The sequence below is a fragment of the Castellaniella daejeonensis genome, assembly GCF_039523555.1.
Classification (GTDB): Bacteria; Pseudomonadota; Gammaproteobacteria; order Burkholderiales; family Burkholderiaceae_B; genus Castellaniella; species Castellaniella daejeonensis.
This window is the reverse complement of record NZ_BAAAFN010000006.1, coordinates 479,276-494,995: the sequence shown is the minus strand read 5'-3', so window position 1 is coordinate 494,995 and position 15,720 is coordinate 479,276. Positions and strand designations below refer to the sequence as shown.

At 64.4% G+C, this 15,720-nt stretch carries 25 protein-coding genes; 13 read left to right on the top strand and 12 right to left on the bottom strand.

Features of this window, described 5'->3' with window-relative positions:
* The first annotated feature begins 196 nt into the window (after nucleotides 1-196).
* The 4 genes from ABD022_RS04285 to ABD022_RS04270 are packed head-to-tail and all read left to right on the top strand — an operon-like array spanning nucleotide 197 to nucleotide 1,699.
* Nucleotides 197-514, top strand: coding sequence for a hypothetical protein (locus ABD022_RS04285; protein WP_343820175.1), 318 nt, complete (start codon nucleotides 197-199; stop codon nucleotides 512-514).
* Nucleotides 514-801, top strand: coding sequence for a hypothetical protein (locus ABD022_RS04280; protein ID WP_343820174.1), 288 nt, complete (start codon nucleotides 514-516; stop codon nucleotides 799-801). Before ABD022_RS04285 ends, ABD022_RS04280 begins: the two co-directional genes overlap by 1 nt.
* Nucleotides 792-1,238, top strand: coding sequence for a D-Ala-D-Ala carboxypeptidase family metallohydrolase (locus tag ABD022_RS04275; protein ID WP_343820173.1), 447 nt, complete (start codon nucleotides 792-794; stop codon nucleotides 1,236-1,238). Before ABD022_RS04280 ends, ABD022_RS04275 begins: the two co-directional genes overlap by 10 nt.
* A complete protein-coding gene (locus tag ABD022_RS04270; RefSeq protein WP_343820172.1) occupies nucleotides 1,235-1,699 on the top strand; it encodes a hypothetical protein in 465 nt (154 codons plus the stop codon). The genes ABD022_RS04275 and ABD022_RS04270 overlap by 4 nt, the downstream gene beginning before the upstream one ends.
* Here ABD022_RS04270 and ABD022_RS04265 read toward each other — a convergent pair whose 3' ends face one another.
* From ABD022_RS04265 to ABD022_RS04255, 3 genes are all read right to left on the bottom strand, one after another.
* Entirely contained in the window at nucleotides 1,700-2,059 is a 360-nt protein-coding gene (locus ABD022_RS04265) for a Rap1a/Tai family immunity protein (protein ID WP_343820171.1), read from the bottom strand.
* A gap of 135 nt (nucleotides 2,060-2,194) precedes the next feature.
* The gene (locus ABD022_RS04260; RefSeq protein ID WP_343820170.1) at nucleotides 2,195-2,770 is read right to left on the bottom strand and encodes a hypothetical protein; all 576 of its coding nucleotides are present in this window, start codon (nucleotides 2,768-2,770) and stop codon (nucleotides 2,195-2,197) included.
* 70 nt (nucleotides 2,771-2,840) lie between these two features.
* The gene (locus ABD022_RS04255; RefSeq protein WP_343820168.1) at nucleotides 2,841-3,185 is read right to left on the bottom strand and encodes a hypothetical protein; all 345 of its coding nucleotides are present in this window, start codon (nucleotides 3,183-3,185) and stop codon (nucleotides 2,841-2,843) included.
* A gap of 472 nt (nucleotides 3,186-3,657) precedes the next feature.
* Between ABD022_RS04255 and ABD022_RS04250 the strand changes: the two genes are divergently transcribed.
* From ABD022_RS04250 to ABD022_RS04240, 3 genes are all read left to right on the top strand, one after another.
* Nucleotides 3,658-3,771 (top strand): Arm DNA-binding domain-containing protein, encoded by a 114-nt coding sequence (locus ABD022_RS04250; RefSeq protein WP_325127346.1) that lies wholly within the window; start codon nucleotides 3,658-3,660, stop codon nucleotides 3,769-3,771.
* Nucleotides 3,772-4,068: 297 nt separating this feature from the next.
* A complete protein-coding gene (locus tag ABD022_RS04245) occupies nucleotides 4,069-4,338 on the top strand; it encodes a BrnT family toxin (protein ID WP_343820167.1) in 270 nt (89 codons plus the stop codon).
* Nucleotides 4,322-4,597, top strand: coding sequence for a BrnA antitoxin family protein (locus tag ABD022_RS04240; RefSeq protein ID WP_325127350.1), 276 nt, complete (start codon nucleotides 4,322-4,324; stop codon nucleotides 4,595-4,597). The genes ABD022_RS04245 and ABD022_RS04240 overlap by 17 nt, the downstream gene beginning before the upstream one ends.
* Before the next feature lie 45 nt (nucleotides 4,598-4,642).
* On the opposite strand, the gene ABD022_RS04235 is transcribed toward ABD022_RS04240, so the two are convergent.
* Nucleotides 4,643-5,290 carry a DUF7424 family protein gene (locus ABD022_RS04235; protein ID WP_343820165.1) on the bottom strand — a complete coding sequence of 216 codons (648 nt, stop codon included), beginning with the start codon at nucleotides 5,288-5,290 and terminating at the stop codon, nucleotides 4,643-4,645.
* A gap of 149 nt (nucleotides 5,291-5,439) precedes the next feature.
* Entirely contained in the window at nucleotides 5,440-6,738 is a 1,299-nt protein-coding gene (locus ABD022_RS04230; protein WP_325125398.1) for an MFS transporter, read from the bottom strand.
* A 78-nt stretch (nucleotides 6,739-6,816) separates the two neighbouring features.
* Here ABD022_RS04230 and ABD022_RS04225 point away from each other — a divergent pair, with 78 nt between their 5' ends.
* Nucleotides 6,817-7,434, top strand: coding sequence for a TetR/AcrR family transcriptional regulator (locus ABD022_RS04225; RefSeq protein WP_325125401.1), 618 nt, complete (start codon nucleotides 6,817-6,819; stop codon nucleotides 7,432-7,434).
* 43 nt (nucleotides 7,435-7,477) lie between these two features.
* Here the strand turns inward: ABD022_RS04225 and ABD022_RS04220 are convergent, their stop codons facing one another.
* The 4 genes from ABD022_RS04220 to ABD022_RS04205 form a co-directional block, all read right to left on the bottom strand.
* Nucleotides 7,478-7,885 (bottom strand): MarR family winged helix-turn-helix transcriptional regulator, encoded by a 408-nt coding sequence (locus ABD022_RS04220; RefSeq protein ID WP_325125403.1) that lies wholly within the window; start codon nucleotides 7,883-7,885, stop codon nucleotides 7,478-7,480.
* Nucleotides 7,886-8,000: 115 nt separating this feature from the next.
* Nucleotides 8,001-8,387, bottom strand: a complete 387-nt coding sequence (locus tag ABD022_RS04215; protein WP_325125405.1) for a DMT family transporter — start codon at nucleotides 8,385-8,387, stop codon at nucleotides 8,001-8,003.
* A 55-nt stretch (nucleotides 8,388-8,442) separates the two neighbouring features.
* Nucleotides 8,443-8,763 carry a DMT family transporter gene (locus tag ABD022_RS04210; RefSeq protein ID WP_325125408.1) on the bottom strand — a complete coding sequence of 107 codons (321 nt, stop codon included), beginning with the start codon at nucleotides 8,761-8,763 and terminating at the stop codon, nucleotides 8,443-8,445.
* Nucleotides 8,764-8,971: 208 nt separating this feature from the next.
* Nucleotides 8,972-10,042, bottom strand: coding sequence for an alkene reductase (locus ABD022_RS04205; RefSeq protein WP_325125410.1), 1,071 nt, complete (start codon nucleotides 10,040-10,042; stop codon nucleotides 8,972-8,974).
* Between the two features lie 206 nt (nucleotides 10,043-10,248).
* On the opposite strand from ABD022_RS04205, the gene ABD022_RS04200 reads away from it, so the two are divergent.
* The 3 genes from ABD022_RS04200 to ABD022_RS04190 all read left to right on the top strand — a co-directional run bounded on the left by ABD022_RS04200 (nucleotide 10,249) and on the right by ABD022_RS04190 (nucleotide 11,929).
* On the top strand, nucleotides 10,249-10,827 hold the full coding sequence (locus tag ABD022_RS04200) for a DJ-1/PfpI family protein (protein WP_343820161.1): 579 nt from the start codon (nucleotides 10,249-10,251) through the stop codon (nucleotides 10,825-10,827).
* A gap of 149 nt (nucleotides 10,828-10,976) precedes the next feature.
* The gene (locus ABD022_RS04195; protein WP_325125414.1) at nucleotides 10,977-11,411 is read left to right on the top strand and encodes a DUF5602 domain-containing protein; all 435 of its coding nucleotides are present in this window, start codon (nucleotides 10,977-10,979) and stop codon (nucleotides 11,409-11,411) included.
* Nucleotides 11,408-11,929 (top strand): cupredoxin domain-containing protein, encoded by a 522-nt coding sequence (locus ABD022_RS04190; RefSeq protein WP_343820159.1) that lies wholly within the window; start codon nucleotides 11,408-11,410, stop codon nucleotides 11,927-11,929. The genes ABD022_RS04195 and ABD022_RS04190 overlap by 4 nt, the downstream gene beginning before the upstream one ends.
* A gap of 108 nt (nucleotides 11,930-12,037) precedes the next feature.
* Here the strand turns inward: ABD022_RS04190 and ABD022_RS04185 are convergent, their stop codons facing one another.
* Complete coding sequence (locus ABD022_RS04185; protein WP_325125418.1) at nucleotides 12,038-12,742, bottom strand: RNA polymerase sigma factor; 705 nt, start codon at nucleotides 12,740-12,742, stop codon at nucleotides 12,038-12,040.
* Nucleotides 12,743-12,854: 112 nt separating this feature from the next.
* Nucleotides 12,855-13,208 carry a carboxymuconolactone decarboxylase family protein gene (locus ABD022_RS04180; RefSeq protein ID WP_325125420.1) on the bottom strand — a complete coding sequence of 118 codons (354 nt, stop codon included), beginning with the start codon at nucleotides 13,206-13,208 and terminating at the stop codon, nucleotides 12,855-12,857.
* Between the two features lie 159 nt (nucleotides 13,209-13,367).
* Here ABD022_RS04180 and ABD022_RS04175 point away from each other — a divergent pair, with 159 nt between their 5' ends.
* Nucleotides 13,368-14,291: a DMT family transporter gene (locus ABD022_RS04175; protein WP_325125422.1), complete on the top strand. Its 924-nt coding sequence runs from the start codon at nucleotides 13,368-13,370 to the stop codon at nucleotides 14,289-14,291.
* 12 nt (nucleotides 14,292-14,303) lie between these two features.
* Here ABD022_RS04175 and ABD022_RS04170 read toward each other — a convergent pair whose 3' ends face one another.
* Nucleotides 14,304-15,020 carry an ABC transporter substrate-binding protein gene (locus tag ABD022_RS04170; RefSeq protein ID WP_325125424.1) on the bottom strand — a complete coding sequence of 239 codons (717 nt, stop codon included), beginning with the start codon at nucleotides 15,018-15,020 and terminating at the stop codon, nucleotides 14,304-14,306.
* Between the two features lie 83 nt (nucleotides 15,021-15,103).
* On the opposite strand from ABD022_RS04170, the gene ABD022_RS04165 reads away from it, so the two are divergent.
* Nucleotides 15,104-15,670 (top strand): DUF924 family protein, encoded by a 567-nt coding sequence (locus ABD022_RS04165; protein ID WP_325125427.1) that lies wholly within the window; start codon nucleotides 15,104-15,106, stop codon nucleotides 15,668-15,670.
* The last annotated feature ends 50 nt before the right edge of the window (nucleotides 15,671-15,720 follow it).

The window sequence follows — 15,720 nt, the reverse complement described above, 5'->3', positions numbered from 1 at the left end:
GATTTGGCGGTGTTTATTGACCGTATTGTCTCATGCTATCAATGGCTTATGGATACTTCAGGGCCGACTATCTACATGTTGTTATTGTTTCGCATTGTACGCGAAGGCTTTTTCATCGTGTCACTGTGAGATGTGCATCGGTAATAACGATTTATCAACCGCCCGCCCTGCGCGGGTATTTTTTTGGAAACGCAGGATGCAGATACCAGAAGATGGCCTGTGGCCACTGATCGCGGGGGCCGCCGGGGCGGCGCTTTCGCTGCAATTTATCGAAGGCATGACGTGGAAGCAGAAAGGCGTCATGACGATCACGGGCACGCTCTCGGCGGCCCTGCTGACAACCCCGCTCATGGAGTGGGTTGGTATGCCCGCGTCCTGGTCCAACGGCATGAGCTTTCTCGTCGGCCTGTTCTCGTGGGCGGCCGTCGGCGGCGTGATGCATACCCTGCAAAAGGCCGACTGGTGGGGCCTGATCCAGGACGTCGTGCGCCGCATTTTCAATCGGGGGTCGTGATGGTCATCACATTCATATCCGCACATCTGCTGATCGCGGTGGTGTGCGCGTGGGCTGCTCTGCACCCACACATGGGCGAGGGCGTGTTGGGGAAATTCAGCTTGATCGTGCTGTGCTTCGCCTCGCTTGCGTGCGCGGTCTGGGGCTGGCTGCTGCCGGAGACGGTGGACCGGTCGGAGACTGTGTTTGCCGTGGCGGCGGCTACGCTGGCCGGGCGCTGCTACTGGATCAAGGCCTGCCGGCCGGTGCGCCGGCACATCAAGCGGAGGATCGGCAAATGCAACTGACACAGCACTTTGCCCTGGCCGAATTCACACGGTCTGACACTGCCCGCCGGCTCGGCATCGACAACACGCCGACGCGCCATCACCTGGCCAACCTGCATGTCCTGGCGGCCAAGCTGGAAGAGGTCCGGGCGCTGTTCGGCTGCCCGCTCATCATCACATCGGGCTACCGGTCGCCGGCGCTCAATGCCGCGGTGGACGGATCCGCCACGTCGTCACATTGCGAGGGGCTGGCTGCTGATTTCCATGTGCCCGCGTTCGGGCCTGATCAGGCTGTGGCGCAGGCCATCGCGGATTCCGCGCTGGAGTTCGACCAACTGATTTTCGAGCAGGCCCGCACGCACTGGGTCCACCTGGGCGTCGGGGACCGCATGCGCCGCGAGGTTCTGTCCTGGCGCTCGGGTCGAGGGTATCAGCGTGGCATTGTGAGGATCGCATGATCGCCGCGCTGATCCGCGCTTACTGGCGCCCGCTGGCTGTAGCGGCCGTTTTGCTGGCCATCGCCGCCGGCATCGGCTGGTATGGGCACACACAGTATCGGGCCGGCTACACGGCGGCCGAAACCAAAGCGAAGCTGGCCGCCATCGCAATTGAACAGGGGATGCAGTATGAGCGTGATCGAGCGGATGCCGAACACCGTGGGGCCGTGCTGGCCCGCGAGGCTGCTGCACGTGATCTTGTCGCTATGCGCGGCAGGCTTGATGAATGGGTGCGCCGATACGGTCGTGATCCCGCGAACCCCAGCGCCGGCCGCCGATCTGATGCAGCCGGTCCCGACTGGATCGGAGGTTTTGCAGCGTGCTACGGGGAATATGCAGACCTGGCAGCAGATGCTGCACGATGGGCCGACCAGGTGAATGGGCTGCAGGGGTATGTGCGGGCGGTGGGGGTGGGGCGGTAGCTACTTACACGGAAACGCCTGCTTTAGCGCCTCGAGAACGAGTAGCCCAGCTGGTTGATTCCATTTTTCTGGGTTCGCGAGGAGGTATTTCCTAACTACACCCATCAGTTGACCAAGTTTGGCGTTCGGCGGTGAGCAAAAGGTCAACCCGTCACCAACGTCGCTGGCTCCGGCAATGTAGCCAATAAGGAAAGCCTCATCGTGGATATCCGAAATTTCTTTACTGTTACGCGCAACCCTATCGCTCGCATCAGACCACTTCTTCAGTTGGTATCCGTCGATAAAGCTGGCTGAGGCGATGGCGCAGAATAGTGCTAGACAAAAGGCAGTAATGGTAGTGCGCGTTCGTGGTCGTTTCATGACCTCCTCCCGGAGTTGTTTTTTAATGTCGCACGAGGCTCTGGTGGCGCATGAGACCTACGTTTCTCTGCAGTGGTCCCGTCCGCCGACGGATGATAACACCGAGTGGTGGCGGCCTGATCGATGGTGGTAGCGCTAGGCTTCGTCAGAAGATGGGGGTTTCTCGTTTTGCGAAATGGATTTTTGATCAAATTCGATTATTTTTTTAAGGAGAAGCGGTTCGGGACGAACTAGGAATTCTTGCCCTGTGGATGTGAGTACGATTCCTCGCAGACTATTGAAGTCTGCTTTTCCGTCGGTGGTTCTGAATTGATTTTCATCTTTTAAGAAATTGTGTAGTGGGGCTAACCAAATTGCATTCTCTCCGTCATCGAGGGTTTTGGGTAGGCTTGGGTTGATTGATGTTGATCTCATAATTTGAATCCAGTGTCTTCTGTTCTTTTTTCTACGACCCATTTGCCAACCAAATCCACTGATTTTTACAATTCTCCTTCCACAATTTACAACATCAAAGCACAGATATTCATCACGATTCGGAGATCCTTCTGTTATTAGAACCCTAATCCCAAGGTGTATTTTTAGCTTATATCGTTCAGTCCTGAGGGCAAGCCAAAGCGAAACGCCGACAGCGGAGGCGGTAACTAAAACACCAAAGATTGCCGAGATTGCGCTTACTATTTCCCACTCGTCTTTGCCTAATCCTAAGAACATAGTTATGAAGGCCTCATCATTCAGTGGTTTTATTTAGTTTATTGGTTGATGTTGTGGTGTTGGTGTGGTTTTACCGCTCAATCCTAACCTCAAACCAAGCCTCCGTCTCCCCCATGGCCTGGAACGCATCGCCCCGCGCACGCCCAGCCGCAGCGATCCACCGCTTGGCCAGCGCGACATCCTCGGGCGCCATCTCATCTTCTGCGGTGTCCTCCGCCGTCGTCCAGGCCTTGTAGGCCGCAAGCACCTGCTCCGGGCCGCCAAGGGCGCGCTCCAGTGTTCGTCGGAAGATGTGTTCGGCATGGGCCCGCGCCAGTTCGGTTATGTCGGCGGGTGCGTCTTGAAGGGTGATCGTGTACATGATGGTGGCCCTTGTAAATAGCTGTATTTTTATACAGTTTTCTGGATTGGCCATCAAGCGGGATTCTGCATCTCCCGCAGTGCCTTCCAAAGCGGCATCCCGAATGCAGCAGCGATCCGATCGGCAGCGCCAGGGCAGGGCGCCGGACACAAAAACGCCCGCGCTGGGGCGGGCAGGGTGGTGTGACCAATCCGTGACCTGAATAGATGAAATGCTGTATGAAAATACAGTAATATGAAGTTTGGATAGCGTCGGAATGGCGTTGATAAATAAGGGATTTCTGTTTCAGGTATTGCTATGTGGTGTGACTCGAAATCAGGCGTACGGTTTCCCCGTACCGTGGGTTCGAATCCCACCCTCTCCGCCAGAATTAGTGCCGCCGAGGCCCGCAAGGTCCCGGCGGTTATTTTTTGCCTTTGATTCTCCAGGACTTACAGTCTATATTCGTCTCGGACAGTCCCGGACGATACTGCCCAAACCAGCCGACAATCATGGTATCGCCCGTGGCACCAAGTAGATCGATACCATGGCCCTCACCGCCCGCCAGGTGGAAAGCGCAAAGCCCAAGGAAAAGCCCTGCAAGCTCGGGGATGCCGGCGGGTTGTATCTGTACGTGGCCCCCACGGGGCTGAAGTCCTGACGGGCCAACTATCAACAGGGTGGCTGGCAGCGAGACTATTGCGGCCGCGCCCACGTTCAGCGAAGTTGCGAAGCAGTGGCTGGCCGTCAAGCTCCCGGCGCTATCGAACCACAAGCACAGGATCCAGGTTCAGGCTACGCTGGAGCGATTCGCGTAGCCCAGTGGCTATGTGTCACGTATATTTAGCGCAAACGGAGTGCCCACAAAAAAGCCGCCCGGTGGGCGGCTTGGGCGGTTCTGATTCTGTAACTACAAAAATAGCTTGCCTATCGATATTTGCGTAGCTACAATAATTCTATGGAAAGCACCTTCGACCCAGCCAAAGACAGCAGCAACCAGCGCAAGCACGGCGTCTCGCTATCACTGGCTCAGGAGATTGATTGGCCGGAGGTGATGGCCAGGCCCGACACCCGCCAGGACTACGGCGAGGTTCGGGAAATCGGCTACGCGGTTATCGACGACCGCTTGTACTGCGTGGTGTTCACGCAGCGTGCAGACAAGATGCACGTCATCAGTCTGCGCAAGGCCAATTCACGAGAGGTACGGAACTATGTCGAGCAAACGTAAGCTGATCATGCCCACGCCCGAAGAGGATGCGGCGATCAATCGCGGCATTGCAGCGGATCCAGATACCTATGAGTTGGGCGCCGAAGAGTTCAAGCAGCTGAAGAAGCGGGGAGGGCGCCCGCGCCTGGCAAGCCCCAAAGTCGCCGTGACGATCCGCTACGACAAGGCTGTGATCGATGCCTTCAAGGCCGGCGGCCCGGGCTGGCAGACCCGGATGAATGAGGTCTTGAAGAAGGCGGTAGCCAGGAAGCACGCGTAGGAAGGAAAACGCCGCCCCGGAGGGCGGCTGGGGGCCGTTCTTGGATCAGCTTTTGGGCGGCGCCACTTTCAGGACGGCTGGATTCTGTCCAGCCACCGCTGCGTCTACGGCAACATCGGACAGACGCACGACAAACGAAGCCCCGGCTGGCGCCACCAGGACTCGATCGGTGACCGGGTGGTCATCGATATAGGCGGCGCCCACGACGAACCGGAATTCTTCCTTGGTGTCGTTTGTGACCTTCACCAGGACCGACAGATCCAGGGATCCGAGCGCGTCCTTTTTCGCGCTGGCGATCTGCTTCTGCAGCGCGTCAGGCACGGCCAAGCCAAGCATCGCTGTGTCGTTCGAGATCACATTGATTGTCTGTTCGGACCCGAGCTTACCGTCCTTGTCCAGGTCTAGGAACAGCGGCATGGAGAAGTGGGCGTAGGAGTCCATCTTCTGCCGGAAGCATTCTTTGTAGACGGCTGTCGGGAACACGCCCGGAATCTTCTGCTGCACATCCAGCAGAGTTTTGGACGGCTTGCGCGAGTCCTCGAAATCGTTGCAACTGGCGACCTCGACGTACAGATCGCCGGGCAATTCCTTCGATTGTCCGCCCTGCAGCTCGCTGACGGCGATCTCACTGTTGACGGTGGTCTTGCAACCGGCCAGGGCCAGCACTGCAGCGGCCAGCGCCGCGATCCTCATTCTCCTCATCGTGCCCTCCTGTTGTTCGAAGCAGTTACATTCTGACTGTTGATGCGGAAAGAAACCTGAATCCCACCCTCTCCGCCAGATTCAAAACAAACAGGCCCCTGGTTCACAAGGGCCTGTTTGCTTTCCGACACCAACCGCCCTCAGGCCGTCGCCAGCACACCCCCTGCGCGCTGGCGCTTGATCATCAGCGCGATCACGGCGGCGGCGATGCCGGTGGCCCCCGAGAGCACGAAGGCCATCAGGTAGCTTCCCGAAACCTCGCGGACGAAGCCGCCCATCCATGCGGCGGTGGCGGCGCCGATCTGGTGGCCGGCCACGATCCAGCCGAACACCACGGGGGCGTCGCGGTCGCCGAAGATATCGGTGGCCAGGCGCAGTGTGGGCGGCACGGTGGCGATCCAGTCCAGGCCGTAGAAGATGGCGAAGATGGACAGGCTGTAGAGCGAGAAGTCGGTGTAGGGCAGCACCATCAGCGAGATGCCGCGCAGGCCGTAGTAGACGAACAGCAGCTTGCGGGGGTCGTAGCGGTCGGTGAGCCAGCCCGAGGCCGTGGTCCCAACCAGGTCGAACACGCCCATCAGCGCCAGCAGGCCTGCCGCCTGGACCGCAGCGATGCCGTGGTCGCCGCACATTGCGATCAGGTGCGTGCCCACCAGGCCGTTGGTGGTGAAGCCGCAGACCCAGAACGTGGCGAACAGGAACCAGAAGGCACGGGTGCGGCTGGCGCGCCCGAGCGCGCCGAAGGTTGCGGCCAGCAGGCCGGTGCGCGGCGCCGGAGGCACGGGCGAGGCGGACGGATCGCTGCCGTAGGGCAGCAGACCCACGCTGGCGGGGCTGTCGGGCACCAGCCGCCAGACCAGGGGAACCATGAGTGTCATGGCGATGGCCACGGCCCAGACGGCGCGCGTCCAGTCGCCGGACGAAGCCAGGGCGGCCAGCAGGGGCAGGAAGACCAGGTTGCCGGTGGCGGTGCTGGCCGTCAGGATCCCCATGGCCAGGCCGCGGTGCTTGACGAACCAGCGGTTGGCGATGGTGGCGCCCAGCACGGCGGCGACGGCGCCCGACCCGATGCCCGAGAAGAACCCCCACAGGGCGATCAGGTGCCAGGTCTGGGTCATGTAGGCGCTGGCGGCTGAAGATGCCGCCATCACGACCAGGGCCGTCAGCAGCACGCGGCGCAGGCCGAAATGGTCCATGGCGGCCGCGGCAAAGGGGCCCACCATGCCGTAGAAGAAGATGCCGATGGCTGCCGCCAGCGAAATGGTTGCCCGGCTCCAGCCGAAGGACTGCTCCAGCGGATCGAGCAGCACGCTGGGCGTGGCGCGCAGCCCGGCCGAGAACAGCAGGCAGAGAAAGATGATGCCGACCACCACGAATGCGTAGCGCTGGCCCAGGCGGGGAATGGGGGCGGAATGGGGGGGATGTGTGGAAGAAGGCATGCGATGTTACTGATCGGTACGTTCGGGACGGACTATAATACGTACTGGTCAGTAACATCGTCAAGCAGAATCATGAAAATGACACCGCGAGCCACATCGCAGCCTGATGACCAGGGGCGCGAACCGAAGACCGCATCGCCGCGGGCGGCCGACCGCATCCGCCGCAGTGCGCGGGATCTGTTCTACCACCAGGGGATCCGGGCGGTCGGTGTGGATGCCATCGTGGCCGAGGCCGGCGTGACCAAACCCAGCCTCTATCGTTCCTTTTCCTCGAAGGACGAACTGGCCGCGGCCTATCTGCGGGATTACGAGCACGAATTCTGGCGCCGTTTCGATGCGGCGGCGGATGCCCACCCGGGCGATCCGCGCGCGCAGATCCTGGCCTATTTCACCGGGCTGGCCGAACGCACGGGCCTGCCGGGATACAGGGGCTGTGGCCTGACCAACGCCTGCGTCGAATACCCCGAGCCCGGCCATCCTGCCCGGCAGGTGGCGGTGGCCAACAAGCAGAAGGTGCGCGAGCGCCTGGTCGACCTGGCCCGCAGGATGGGCGCACGCGATCCCGAGGCGCTGGGCGACGGCCTGCAGCTCTTGCTGGAAGGCGCCTATGTGTCCAGCCAGATGCTCGGCCCCGAAGGGCCTGTGCGGCACCTGGCGGCCGTGGCGGCGCGCCTGATCGACGCCAGCCTGGAATAGGCCGGCACGCCCGCGGCGCCCGGTTGTGCCGGAGGCGGGGCGTTCAGCCCGCGCCCCGCGCGGGAAGCAGCTTTTCGCCTCCGTGCTTCTTCAGGGCCGATCCCAGCGCCTGTTCGTAGTCCGGCCGCGCGGCCTCCAGGCACGCCCGGCCCGCTTCGGTCAGCACCGCATAGACCCCCCGTTTGTCGTCGGGACACAGGTCGCGGATGGCCAGGCCGGCGCGTTCCAGGCGTTCGACCATCCGGGAAACCGAACTCTGGTTCAGCCCCAGGTGGGCGGCCAGATCCTGCATGCGCAGTTCGGAATCCGGGGCACGCGACAGGATCTCCAGGGCCCGGTATTCCGTCAGGCCGAGTCCGTGCCGGGCCTGCAGCATTCTGCCCAGGTCGGCCTCGACCCGGGCGACGATCCCGATCAGCCCGAGCCATGCCTCGCTGTGTTTCGACTTCACCGGGGGGATGCTCCTTCTGGATGTCTGTTCGATCAGGCATCCATTCTCTCATGTGCATGCCCATGCAATGAAGAGGGCCGCCGGCATCGCGTCGCGTGCGGTCCGACGGCCATGATCATGCCGGTGTCCGTTCGCCCGATGTCTGCAGCTGGACGCTGTCGGCCAGTTTCAGCCAGATGACGCCGGCGATGATGACGGCCAGCCAGAAGGCCTGCGGAAAGGTCAGGGGCTGGTCCAGCAGGAAGCCGCCGAACACGGCCGCGCCCACGGAGCCGATGCCGGCCCAGACGGCATAGCCTATTCCCACGTCGATGGCCTTCAGCGCGACGCTGAGCGCATAGAGCGTGAGCAGGAAAAATGCCCCGGCGGCGATGGACCAGCGCAATTGCGTGAAGGCCTGGCTGCCCGCCACGCTGAGCGCGTAGCCGATTTCGAAGGCACCGGCCAGCAGCAGCATGGTCCAGGCGCGGCCCTTGCCCGGGCGGGTTCGATGAATGGACATGACGATTACCTCCTGGAAAGCAGATGGGATGAAATGAAGCCTGTGGGGCAGGGGCTCATGCCGCGCCGCTCAACCGTAGACCGGCGACGCCCCCGATGACGAGCAGGATGCCGAGCGCCTTGGCCGCGCTCAGCCGCTGCCCGAAGAACAGGGCACCCAGGACGACGACGCCGACCCCCGCGATGGAAGTCCAGATGGCGTAGCCCACGCCCACGTCGAAAGTGAGCAGTGCAAGGCTGAGAAAGAAAGTACCGATGGCGCCGCTCACGAGCGTGGCAAGCGTCCATCCGGGGTGGGTGAATCCGTTCGCCTTGCCGGCGGACAGGGCCACCGCGATTTCGAAGATCGTGGCGATGCCGAGGTGGATCCAATGCATGGTGATGGCTCCTTTGATCTGGTTTCGATCATTAAAGTGTATGTACATGCATATTAATAGATAGGAAAAGGCGCGTCAATTTATTTGCATATGCATGCAGATGGATCCGATGAAATGGCTGCACGACACTCGTGGCGCCAAAGTCAGCGGCCGGCCGGCTGTCGGTGGAGTGCCGCCGCCCGCCGCCCTGTCGTGCGGGTCTTTCGGGCTAGGCGTCGGCCCCGCAGCGTTCCAGTGCAGGGTAATCGGTGTAGCCCTCGGCGCCCGCTGCGTAGAACAGTTCCGGCCTGAGCGCGTTCAGTGGTGCGTCCAGGGCGAAGCGGGCGGGCAGGTCGGGGTTGGCGATGAACAGCTTGCCGAAGGCGACCGCGTCGGCGCGTCCCTGCGCCAGCCAGCTGGATGCCTTGTCCTTGTCGAAGGCTTCGTTGGCGATGAAGCTTCCCGGAAATTTCTCGCGCATCATCGGCGCCAGGCTGTCGGGCCCTTCGTATTCGCGCAGGCACAGGAAGGCGATGCCGCGCCGGCCCAGCGCTTCGGCCACATAGCCGAAAGTCTCGCCGGGGTGATCGTCGCCCATGTCGTGGCTGTCGCCCCGGGGCGACAGGTGGACGCCCACGCGGCCGGGGGCCCAGACCTGCAGGACTGCGTCGGTGATTTCCAGCAGCAGGCGGGCGCGGTTCTCGACCGGGCCGCCATAGGCGTCGGTGCGCCGATTGGTGCGGCTCTGCAGGAACTGGTCGATCAGGTAGCCGTTGGCCGCGTGGATTTCGACACCGTCGAATCCCGCCGCCAGGGCATTTTCGGCACCGCGCCGGTAGGCTTCGACGATATCGGGGATCTCATCGGTGGCCAGGGCACGGGGCGTGACGTAGGCCTTTTTCGGCCGCACCAGGCTGACCGTGCCGGCGGGCTGGATTGCGCTGGGCGCAACCGGGGCCGCGCCGTCCAGGTACAGGGGGTCGGAAATACGGCCCACGTGCCAGAGCTGCAGGATGATGCGTCCGCCAGCCTCGTGCACGGCGGCCGTGACTTTCTTCCAGCCCTCGACCTGTTCGCCGGACCAGATGCCCGGAGTGTCAGGGTAGCCCACGCCCATCGGGGAGACGGCAGTGGCTTCGCTGAAGATCAGGCCGGCACCGGCGCGCTGGCGATAGTATTCGACCATCAGGTCGCCGGGCACGCGGCCGGGTTCGGCCCGGCAGCGGGTCAGAGGGGCCATGATGATGCGGTTGGGCAGCGACAGGTCGCCGAGCTGGAGCGGATCGAACAGGGTGGGCATGAGAGATGTCCGTCGGTTGAACGAAAGCTAGATGGGGATGGATCGGCGATTTCCAAGACCTGCATGGGAAGCGGCGGTATGGAAATCCCCCTGACACCGGCCGGAGGCGTCACAATGGAAGGATGCGGTTCCCGGATGCGGGATTCGGCATCTGGTGTCCGTGCACCGGGGTTCGGCCCCGAATCACTCAACACAGGAGATGAGCGATGGCGAAGAAATTGCTGATGCTGGTGGGCGATTACGTCGAGGACTACGAGGTCATGGTGCCGTTCCAGGCGCTGCTGGCCGTGGGGCACGCGGTCGACGCGGTGTGCCCGGACAAGAGGGCGGGCGAATGGGTGGCCACGGCCATCCATGATTTCGATGGTGCCCAGACCTATAGCGAAAAGCCCGGGCATCGATTCACCGTGAACCGGGATTTCGACGCGGTGGATGCATCGGCCTACGACGGGCTGGTGATCCCCGGCGGCCGGGCGCCCGAATACCTGCGCATGAACGAACGCGTGCTGGACATCGTGCGGCATTTCGATACCGCCGGCAAACCCATTGCGGCGATCTGCCATGGGGCGCAGCTGCTGGCCGCTGCCGGCGTGCTGAAGGACCGCACCTGCTCCGCGTATCCCGCCTGCGCGGCGGAAGTGCGCCTGGCAGGCGGCCGCTACGCCGACATCGCGATCGACCAGGCGCATACGGACGGCAATCTGGTGACGGCGCCGGCCTGGCCTGCGCATCCGGCCTGGATCGCCCAGTTCCTGGTGGTGCTGGGGACGCGCATCCAGCATTGATGCCTCCCAGTAGGCGGCATGCATCTTCCGGGACACGGCGCCCGCTGCGTGGGGCTCCGCGTCCGCGCGCCGCCGAAACGGATCTCTCCGATCGCGCATCCAATGGCGCGAAACACGGCGATTCCCGCCGCGTAGATCGGGAGATTCTCATGATCACACGTTCCATCCTGATGGCGGCCGCGACCGCCGCCGCGCTCGTCCTGGGCGCGCCCGTGGCCCAGGCGGCCGGCGCGTCGGAGCTCAAGGCGCCGCCGGCCGCTCCCTACAAGGCGGTCAGCTCGCTGGTGAAACTGCCGGACTTCCTCCCCGGCATGGGGCAACTGTTCGTCGATCCCGCCACGCTGCCGGCGGGTCCGTTCCTCGGCTATGACCACGATGGCCGCCTGGTGAACACCACCTACATGATTCCGCTGTCGCTGATGAAGTCCGACATGCACCTGAATGACCTGAAGGTGCCGGCCGGCGTGAAGGTGGACCATGTCGACATCATGTACAACGCGGGGCACCCCGGCGTGGCGGAACCGCACATCCACATCGTGCTGTGGAACGTGCCGGCCGCGCAGGAAAGCCGCGTGGCGAAATGAACGCGACCGCGCATGATCCGCGCCGCCGGCTGCTGCTGGCGGCGGGCGGCGGCCTGTGGCTGGCGGCCGTCCTGCCCGGACCGGCGCATGCCGGCGAGGCGGTCGAAATCGGCATGTCGGGCACGCCGTCCGGGTCGGACGTCTGGTTCCGGCCCCGGGGCCTGCTGGTCCGGCCGGGCCAGGCCGTCCGCTGGGTCAACCGGGATACCGGCAACGTCCATACTTCCACGGCCTATCACCCCGCCAACGGCAAGCCTCTGCGGATGACGGAAGGCGCGAAGTCGTGGAATTCGGATTACCTGCTGCCCGGGCAGTCCTTCACGGTGGTGTTCGACAGGCCCGGCGTCTACGATTATTTCTGCCTGCCGCACGAGCATGCGGGGATGGTCGGGCGCATCGTGGTGGGAGAAGCGGATGCCGCGCCGCCCTATGCCGGCACGGATGCACAGCTGCCGCCAGCCGCCCTGGCGGGTTTCCCCGCCGTGGCGGCCATCCTGAAGCAGGGCCGGGTCGATTGATCCGCCCGAGTGCGATTCCCGCCCCTCGGGGCGGGTCCGCGCCCGGCTCGGGCCGGCCGTGCCGGCTGTTTCTTCTGAAAAGTCCGCAGCGTTTTTTCGGGCTGCCCTTCAGCACCCTGCCGCCCGTACCCTGGCCAGGACGCCGGCCACGATGCGGTCGCAGCGATGTCCCGCGAACGAGAACGCCCCTGCGGCGCGCGGGTCCAGGTCCTGCTGCATGGCCGCCTGGAGCAGGCGGCGGGCCCGCATGAAACGTACGCGCACGGTGGCCTCGGGCAGTTCCAGGGCGGCCGCGACTTCAGCGGCGGGCATGTCTTCCACGGCGCGCAGCACGAAAACCGTGCGGTAGAGATCGGGCAGTTCGTCGATGCGCTGTTCCAGCCGGCGCCGCAGTTCGGCGCGCCAGGCCATCTGGTCAGGGCCGGCGGAATCGGGAGCGGCGGTGTCGGGGTCGAGCGTCGGCATGGTGTCCTGTTCGTGCGGAGCCTGGTATGCGGATTGGATGAGGGCTTCGCGCGATCTGTTTCGCCGCCGCCGCATCAGGGCCTCGTTGATGGCGATGCGCGTCAGCCATGTGCCGGGTTGTGCCTCGGCGCGGAAATCCCGCAGGTGGCAGTAGGCCTTCCACCAGGCCTCCTGGACGGCGTCCTCCGCCTCGGCTTCGTCGTGCAGGATGCTGCGCGCCGCCCGGTAGAGCTGCTGGTTGTGCCGGCGCATCAGTGCCTCGAAGGCCGCCAGGTCGCCGTCGGCCGCGCGCCCGATCAGCGCAGGGTCGTCCAAGACCGCTCGATCGTGCTGGGTCTGGGTGTCCACGTGAACTCCTGAAAGAATACCGTGGCCATTGGATGATGCCAGGGCGGGAAACGTTTCATGCCTTCCTGTTCCGGCTTGCATGGCGGTGCCGGGCCTTGGTCCGCGTGGCGCTTCAGGCCGGGCCGTGGCCATGCCCGTGCAGGTCTTCCAGTGTCTGCAGGGCCAGGGCGGAATGGGCGTAGGCGCCCCCCGCCCGCATTTCGGCCGCCACCCAGATGGCTTCCATGATTTCCGCATCGGATGCGCCCGCGCGCGCTGCGCCTTCGGTGTGGCCTTTGATGCAATAGGGGCACTGGGTGACGTGGGCCACGGCCACGGCGATCAGCTGCTTGGTCTTCGCGTCCAGCGCGCCGGGAGCGAACACGGCCCTGCTGAAGGCCTTGAACGCGGACAGGGCCTCGGGTGCGAGTTCGGCGCGCCGCCGGGCCAGTTCGGGGGTGGGGTGGGGATACATCGGGGAATCCATGACGCGGGGCTCCGGGGACTTGGGGTGAAGTCCATCATAGACCTGCGGCTGGGGTGCGGCCAGTAAAGCCACGGCAGGGTCAGGGAATCGGCATGGGCGTGTCCGAAACCGGGCCGCGGCGGGCCTACAATGGCGGTTTTCCGTTTCCGGGTGAATCGTATGGAATCCCGCAGGCCCATGGATGGCCTGGCTTCGGGCCTGATGCTGGTGCTGTGCCTGATCTGGGCCATGCAGCAGATCGCGCTCAAGGCCACCGCGCCGGACTTCGCCCCCATGTTCCAGATCGCCGTGCGCAGCGCCGTCGCCGGGCTGCTGGTGATCCTGCTCATGGCAGTGCGCGGCGAGCGCCTGGACGGGTTCCTGGACCTGTGGCGGCCGGGACTGCTGGCCGGAACCCTGTACGCGCTGGAATTCGTCCTGGTGGGCGAAAGCCTGCGCCATACCTCGGCCGGGCATGTGGTGGTGCTGCTGTACACGGCGCCCATCTTCGCCGCGCTGGGACTGCACTGGAAACTGCCCGACGAGCGCCTGGCCGCCGTCCAGTGGCTTGGCGTGGCGCTCGCCTTCGGCGGGGTGGCGCTGGCATTCCTGTGGCGCGATGATGGCGCCCGGGCCGCTGGGGCCGCGATGCTGTGGGGCGATCTCCTGGCCCTGCTGGGCGGCGCGGCCTGGGGCGCCACGACCGTGGTGGTCCGGGTGACGCGGATGGCTGCGCTGCCTGCTGCCCAGACCCTGGTGTACCAGCTCGTGGTGGGCGCCGTATGCCTGCTGGCGGTGTCGTTCCTGATGGGGCAGACGGCGTTTCGCATGACGCCGGCGGTCTGGGCCAGCCTGGCCTTCCAGACGGTGTTCGTCGCGTTCCTGAGCTATCTGGTCTGGTTCTGGCTGCTGCGCAAATACCTGGCATCCCGCCTGGGCGTATTTTCCTTCCTGACGCCGCTGTTCGGTGTGGCCCTGGGCGCCTGGCTGCTGGACGAGCCGGTGGGCGCCGGCTTCCTGGGAGGAACGCTGCTGGTGGTGTCGGGGGTGGTGCTGCTGAGCGGCCATGGCTGGTACCGCCAGTGGCGCGATCGGCAAGCCTGATCCGCCTGACGCTCAGGGGGCGACCGAAGCGCCCCGGATCCCGTGGCGCTCCAGCGCCCGGGCCACGAACCCGGATGCCTTGCAGCGCTCGACGAATTCCGACAGTGCGGCGGCGGCCTGGGCCGGACGCGACCTGGGCAGGCCCATGGCCTGTTCGATCACCATGAATCGTCCGGGCAGCAGGCGCATTCCACCGACACGCTCCGCGTCGGCCTGAAGCTGCTGGCGCACCCCGGCGGCCACTTCCTGGCCGCCGGCCAGGAAGTCGTCCACCACGCGTTGCGAGTTTTCCGCCCGCACGATCACGGCCTGCTGCAGGTGGCGGCTGAGATACAGGTCGTAGGCGCTGCCCTGGCCCACCACGACGCGGTGGCCGGGGCGGTCGACCTCGTCGTTGTCGCGCAGCGGGGAATCCGCGCGCACCAGGTAGGCGCCTTCGATGAGCACGTAGGGCGCAGTGAAGGCGATGCTTTCGCCGCGCTTGGGGTCGATGGCGAAGAAGCCGATGTCGGCGGCCTGGCTGGCAACGGCCTCGACCGATTGGGCGGCCTTGTCGACCACCACCAGTTCCAGGGGAATGCCGAGTTCCCGCGCCAGTTCTCCGGCCAGGTCCACGGACACACCCGTCACTTCGCCGGTGCCGGCGTCGCGCCGGGCCAGCAATGGATTGCCCAGGTTGATGGAGGCGCGCAGGACGCCGGTGGGGGCGAGGTCTTCGGGCAGGGACATGGCGGGTGATGGCGGGAATGATGGATGCTGCGATTGTAGAAGGATCGGTGTACCGTAGGGGATACCGTTCACTGGAGATTCCCATGGCGCATGCAGCCTCTTCCATGCCTTCCACCCCGCCCGACGATGCACTGGCCGTCGTCGATTTCTGGCGGAAGGCTGGCCCCGGCAAGTGGTTTTCCAAGGACGCCGCCTTCGATGCAGAGTTCCGCGAGCGCTTCCTGGACGAACATTTTTCCGCCGCGCGTGGCGAGCTGGAAGACTGGCTGGCGCACCCCGAGTCGGCCCTGGCGCTGATCCTGCTGCTGGACCAGTATCCCCGCAACGCCTTCCGGGGAACCGGTCACATGTTCGCCACGGACGGCCTGGCACTGGCCTATGCCCGGCGTGCGCTGGTCTTCCTGGATCGGATCGAACCCGCGCTGCGCAACTTCATCTGCCTGCCGTTCATGCACGCCGAAGACCCGGCCGTCCAGGAGGAATCCCTGGCTCTGTACACCCGCGAAGCCCCGGCTTCGCTGCGCTGGGCAGAGGACCATTGCAACATCATCCGGCGGTTCGGACGGTTTCCGCACCGCAATGCCCTGCTCGGACGCGAGACGACGGCCGAAGAGCGGCAATTCCTGGACGCGGGAGGGTTCGCGGGATAATCCGTTATCCTGGCGCGATCCCCACTCAGTTTCCTCATCCCGAATGCCGA

Bases quoted from the DNA above. Each gene is read 5' to 3' on its own strand.
- ABD022_RS04285 (WP_343820175.1), top strand. From the start codon at position 197: ATGCAGATACCAGAAGATGGCCTGTGGCCACTGATCGCGGGGGCCGCC.
- ABD022_RS04280 (WP_343820174.1), top strand. From the start codon at position 514: ATGGTCATCACATTCATATCCGCACATCTGCTGATCGCGGTGGTGTGC.
- ABD022_RS04275 (WP_343820173.1), top strand. From the start codon at position 792: ATGCAACTGACACAGCACTTTGCCCTGGCCGAATTCACACGGTCTGAC.
- ABD022_RS04270 (WP_343820172.1), top strand. From the start codon at position 1,235: ATGATCGCCGCGCTGATCCGCGCTTACTGGCGCCCGCTGGCTGTAGCG.
- ABD022_RS04265 (WP_343820171.1), bottom strand. From the start codon at position 2,059: ATGAAACGACCACGAACGCGCACTACCATTACTGCCTTTTGTCTAGCA.
- ABD022_RS04260 (WP_343820170.1), bottom strand. From the start codon at position 2,770: ATGTTCTTAGGATTAGGCAAAGACGAGTGGGAAATAGTAAGCGCAATC.
- ABD022_RS04255 (WP_343820168.1), bottom strand. From the start codon at position 3,185: ATGGCCAATCCAGAAAACTGTATAAAAATACAGCTATTTACAAGGGCC.
- ABD022_RS04250 (WP_325127346.1), top strand. From the start codon at position 3,658: ATGGCCCTCACCGCCCGCCAGGTGGAAAGCGCAAAGCCCAAGGAAAAG.
- ABD022_RS04245 (WP_343820167.1), top strand. From the start codon at position 4,069: ATGGAAAGCACCTTCGACCCAGCCAAAGACAGCAGCAACCAGCGCAAG.
- ABD022_RS04240 (WP_325127350.1), top strand. From the start codon at position 4,322: ATGTCGAGCAAACGTAAGCTGATCATGCCCACGCCCGAAGAGGATGCG.
- ABD022_RS04235 (WP_343820165.1), bottom strand. From the start codon at position 5,290: ATGAGGATCGCGGCGCTGGCCGCTGCAGTGCTGGCCCTGGCCGGTTGC.
- ABD022_RS04230 (WP_325125398.1), bottom strand. From the start codon at position 6,738: ATGCCTTCTTCCACACATCCCCCCCATTCCGCCCCCATTCCCCGCCTG.
- ABD022_RS04225 (WP_325125401.1), top strand. From the start codon at position 6,817: ATGACACCGCGAGCCACATCGCAGCCTGATGACCAGGGGCGCGAACCG.
- ABD022_RS04215 (WP_325125405.1), bottom strand. From the start codon at position 8,387: ATGTCCATTCATCGAACCCGCCCGGGCAAGGGCCGCGCCTGGACCATG.
- ABD022_RS04210 (WP_325125408.1), bottom strand. From the start codon at position 8,763: ATGCATTGGATCCACCTCGGCATCGCCACGATCTTCGAAATCGCGGTG.
- ABD022_RS04205 (WP_325125410.1), bottom strand. From the start codon at position 10,042: ATGCCCACCCTGTTCGATCCGCTCCAGCTCGGCGACCTGTCGCTGCCC.
- ABD022_RS04200 (WP_343820161.1), top strand. From the start codon at position 10,249: ATGGCGAAGAAATTGCTGATGCTGGTGGGCGATTACGTCGAGGACTAC.
- ABD022_RS04195 (WP_325125414.1), top strand. From the start codon at position 10,977: ATGATCACACGTTCCATCCTGATGGCGGCCGCGACCGCCGCCGCGCTC.
- ABD022_RS04190 (WP_343820159.1), top strand. From the start codon at position 11,408: ATGAACGCGACCGCGCATGATCCGCGCCGCCGGCTGCTGCTGGCGGCG.
- ABD022_RS04180 (WP_325125420.1), bottom strand. From the start codon at position 13,208: ATGGATTCCCCGATGTATCCCCACCCCACCCCCGAACTGGCCCGGCGG.
- ABD022_RS04175 (WP_325125422.1), top strand. From the start codon at position 13,368: ATGGAATCCCGCAGGCCCATGGATGGCCTGGCTTCGGGCCTGATGCTG.
- ABD022_RS04170 (WP_325125424.1), bottom strand. From the start codon at position 15,020: ATGTCCCTGCCCGAAGACCTCGCCCCCACCGGCGTCCTGCGCGCCTCC.
- ABD022_RS04165 (WP_325125427.1), top strand. From the start codon at position 15,104: ATGGCGCATGCAGCCTCTTCCATGCCTTCCACCCCGCCCGACGATGCA.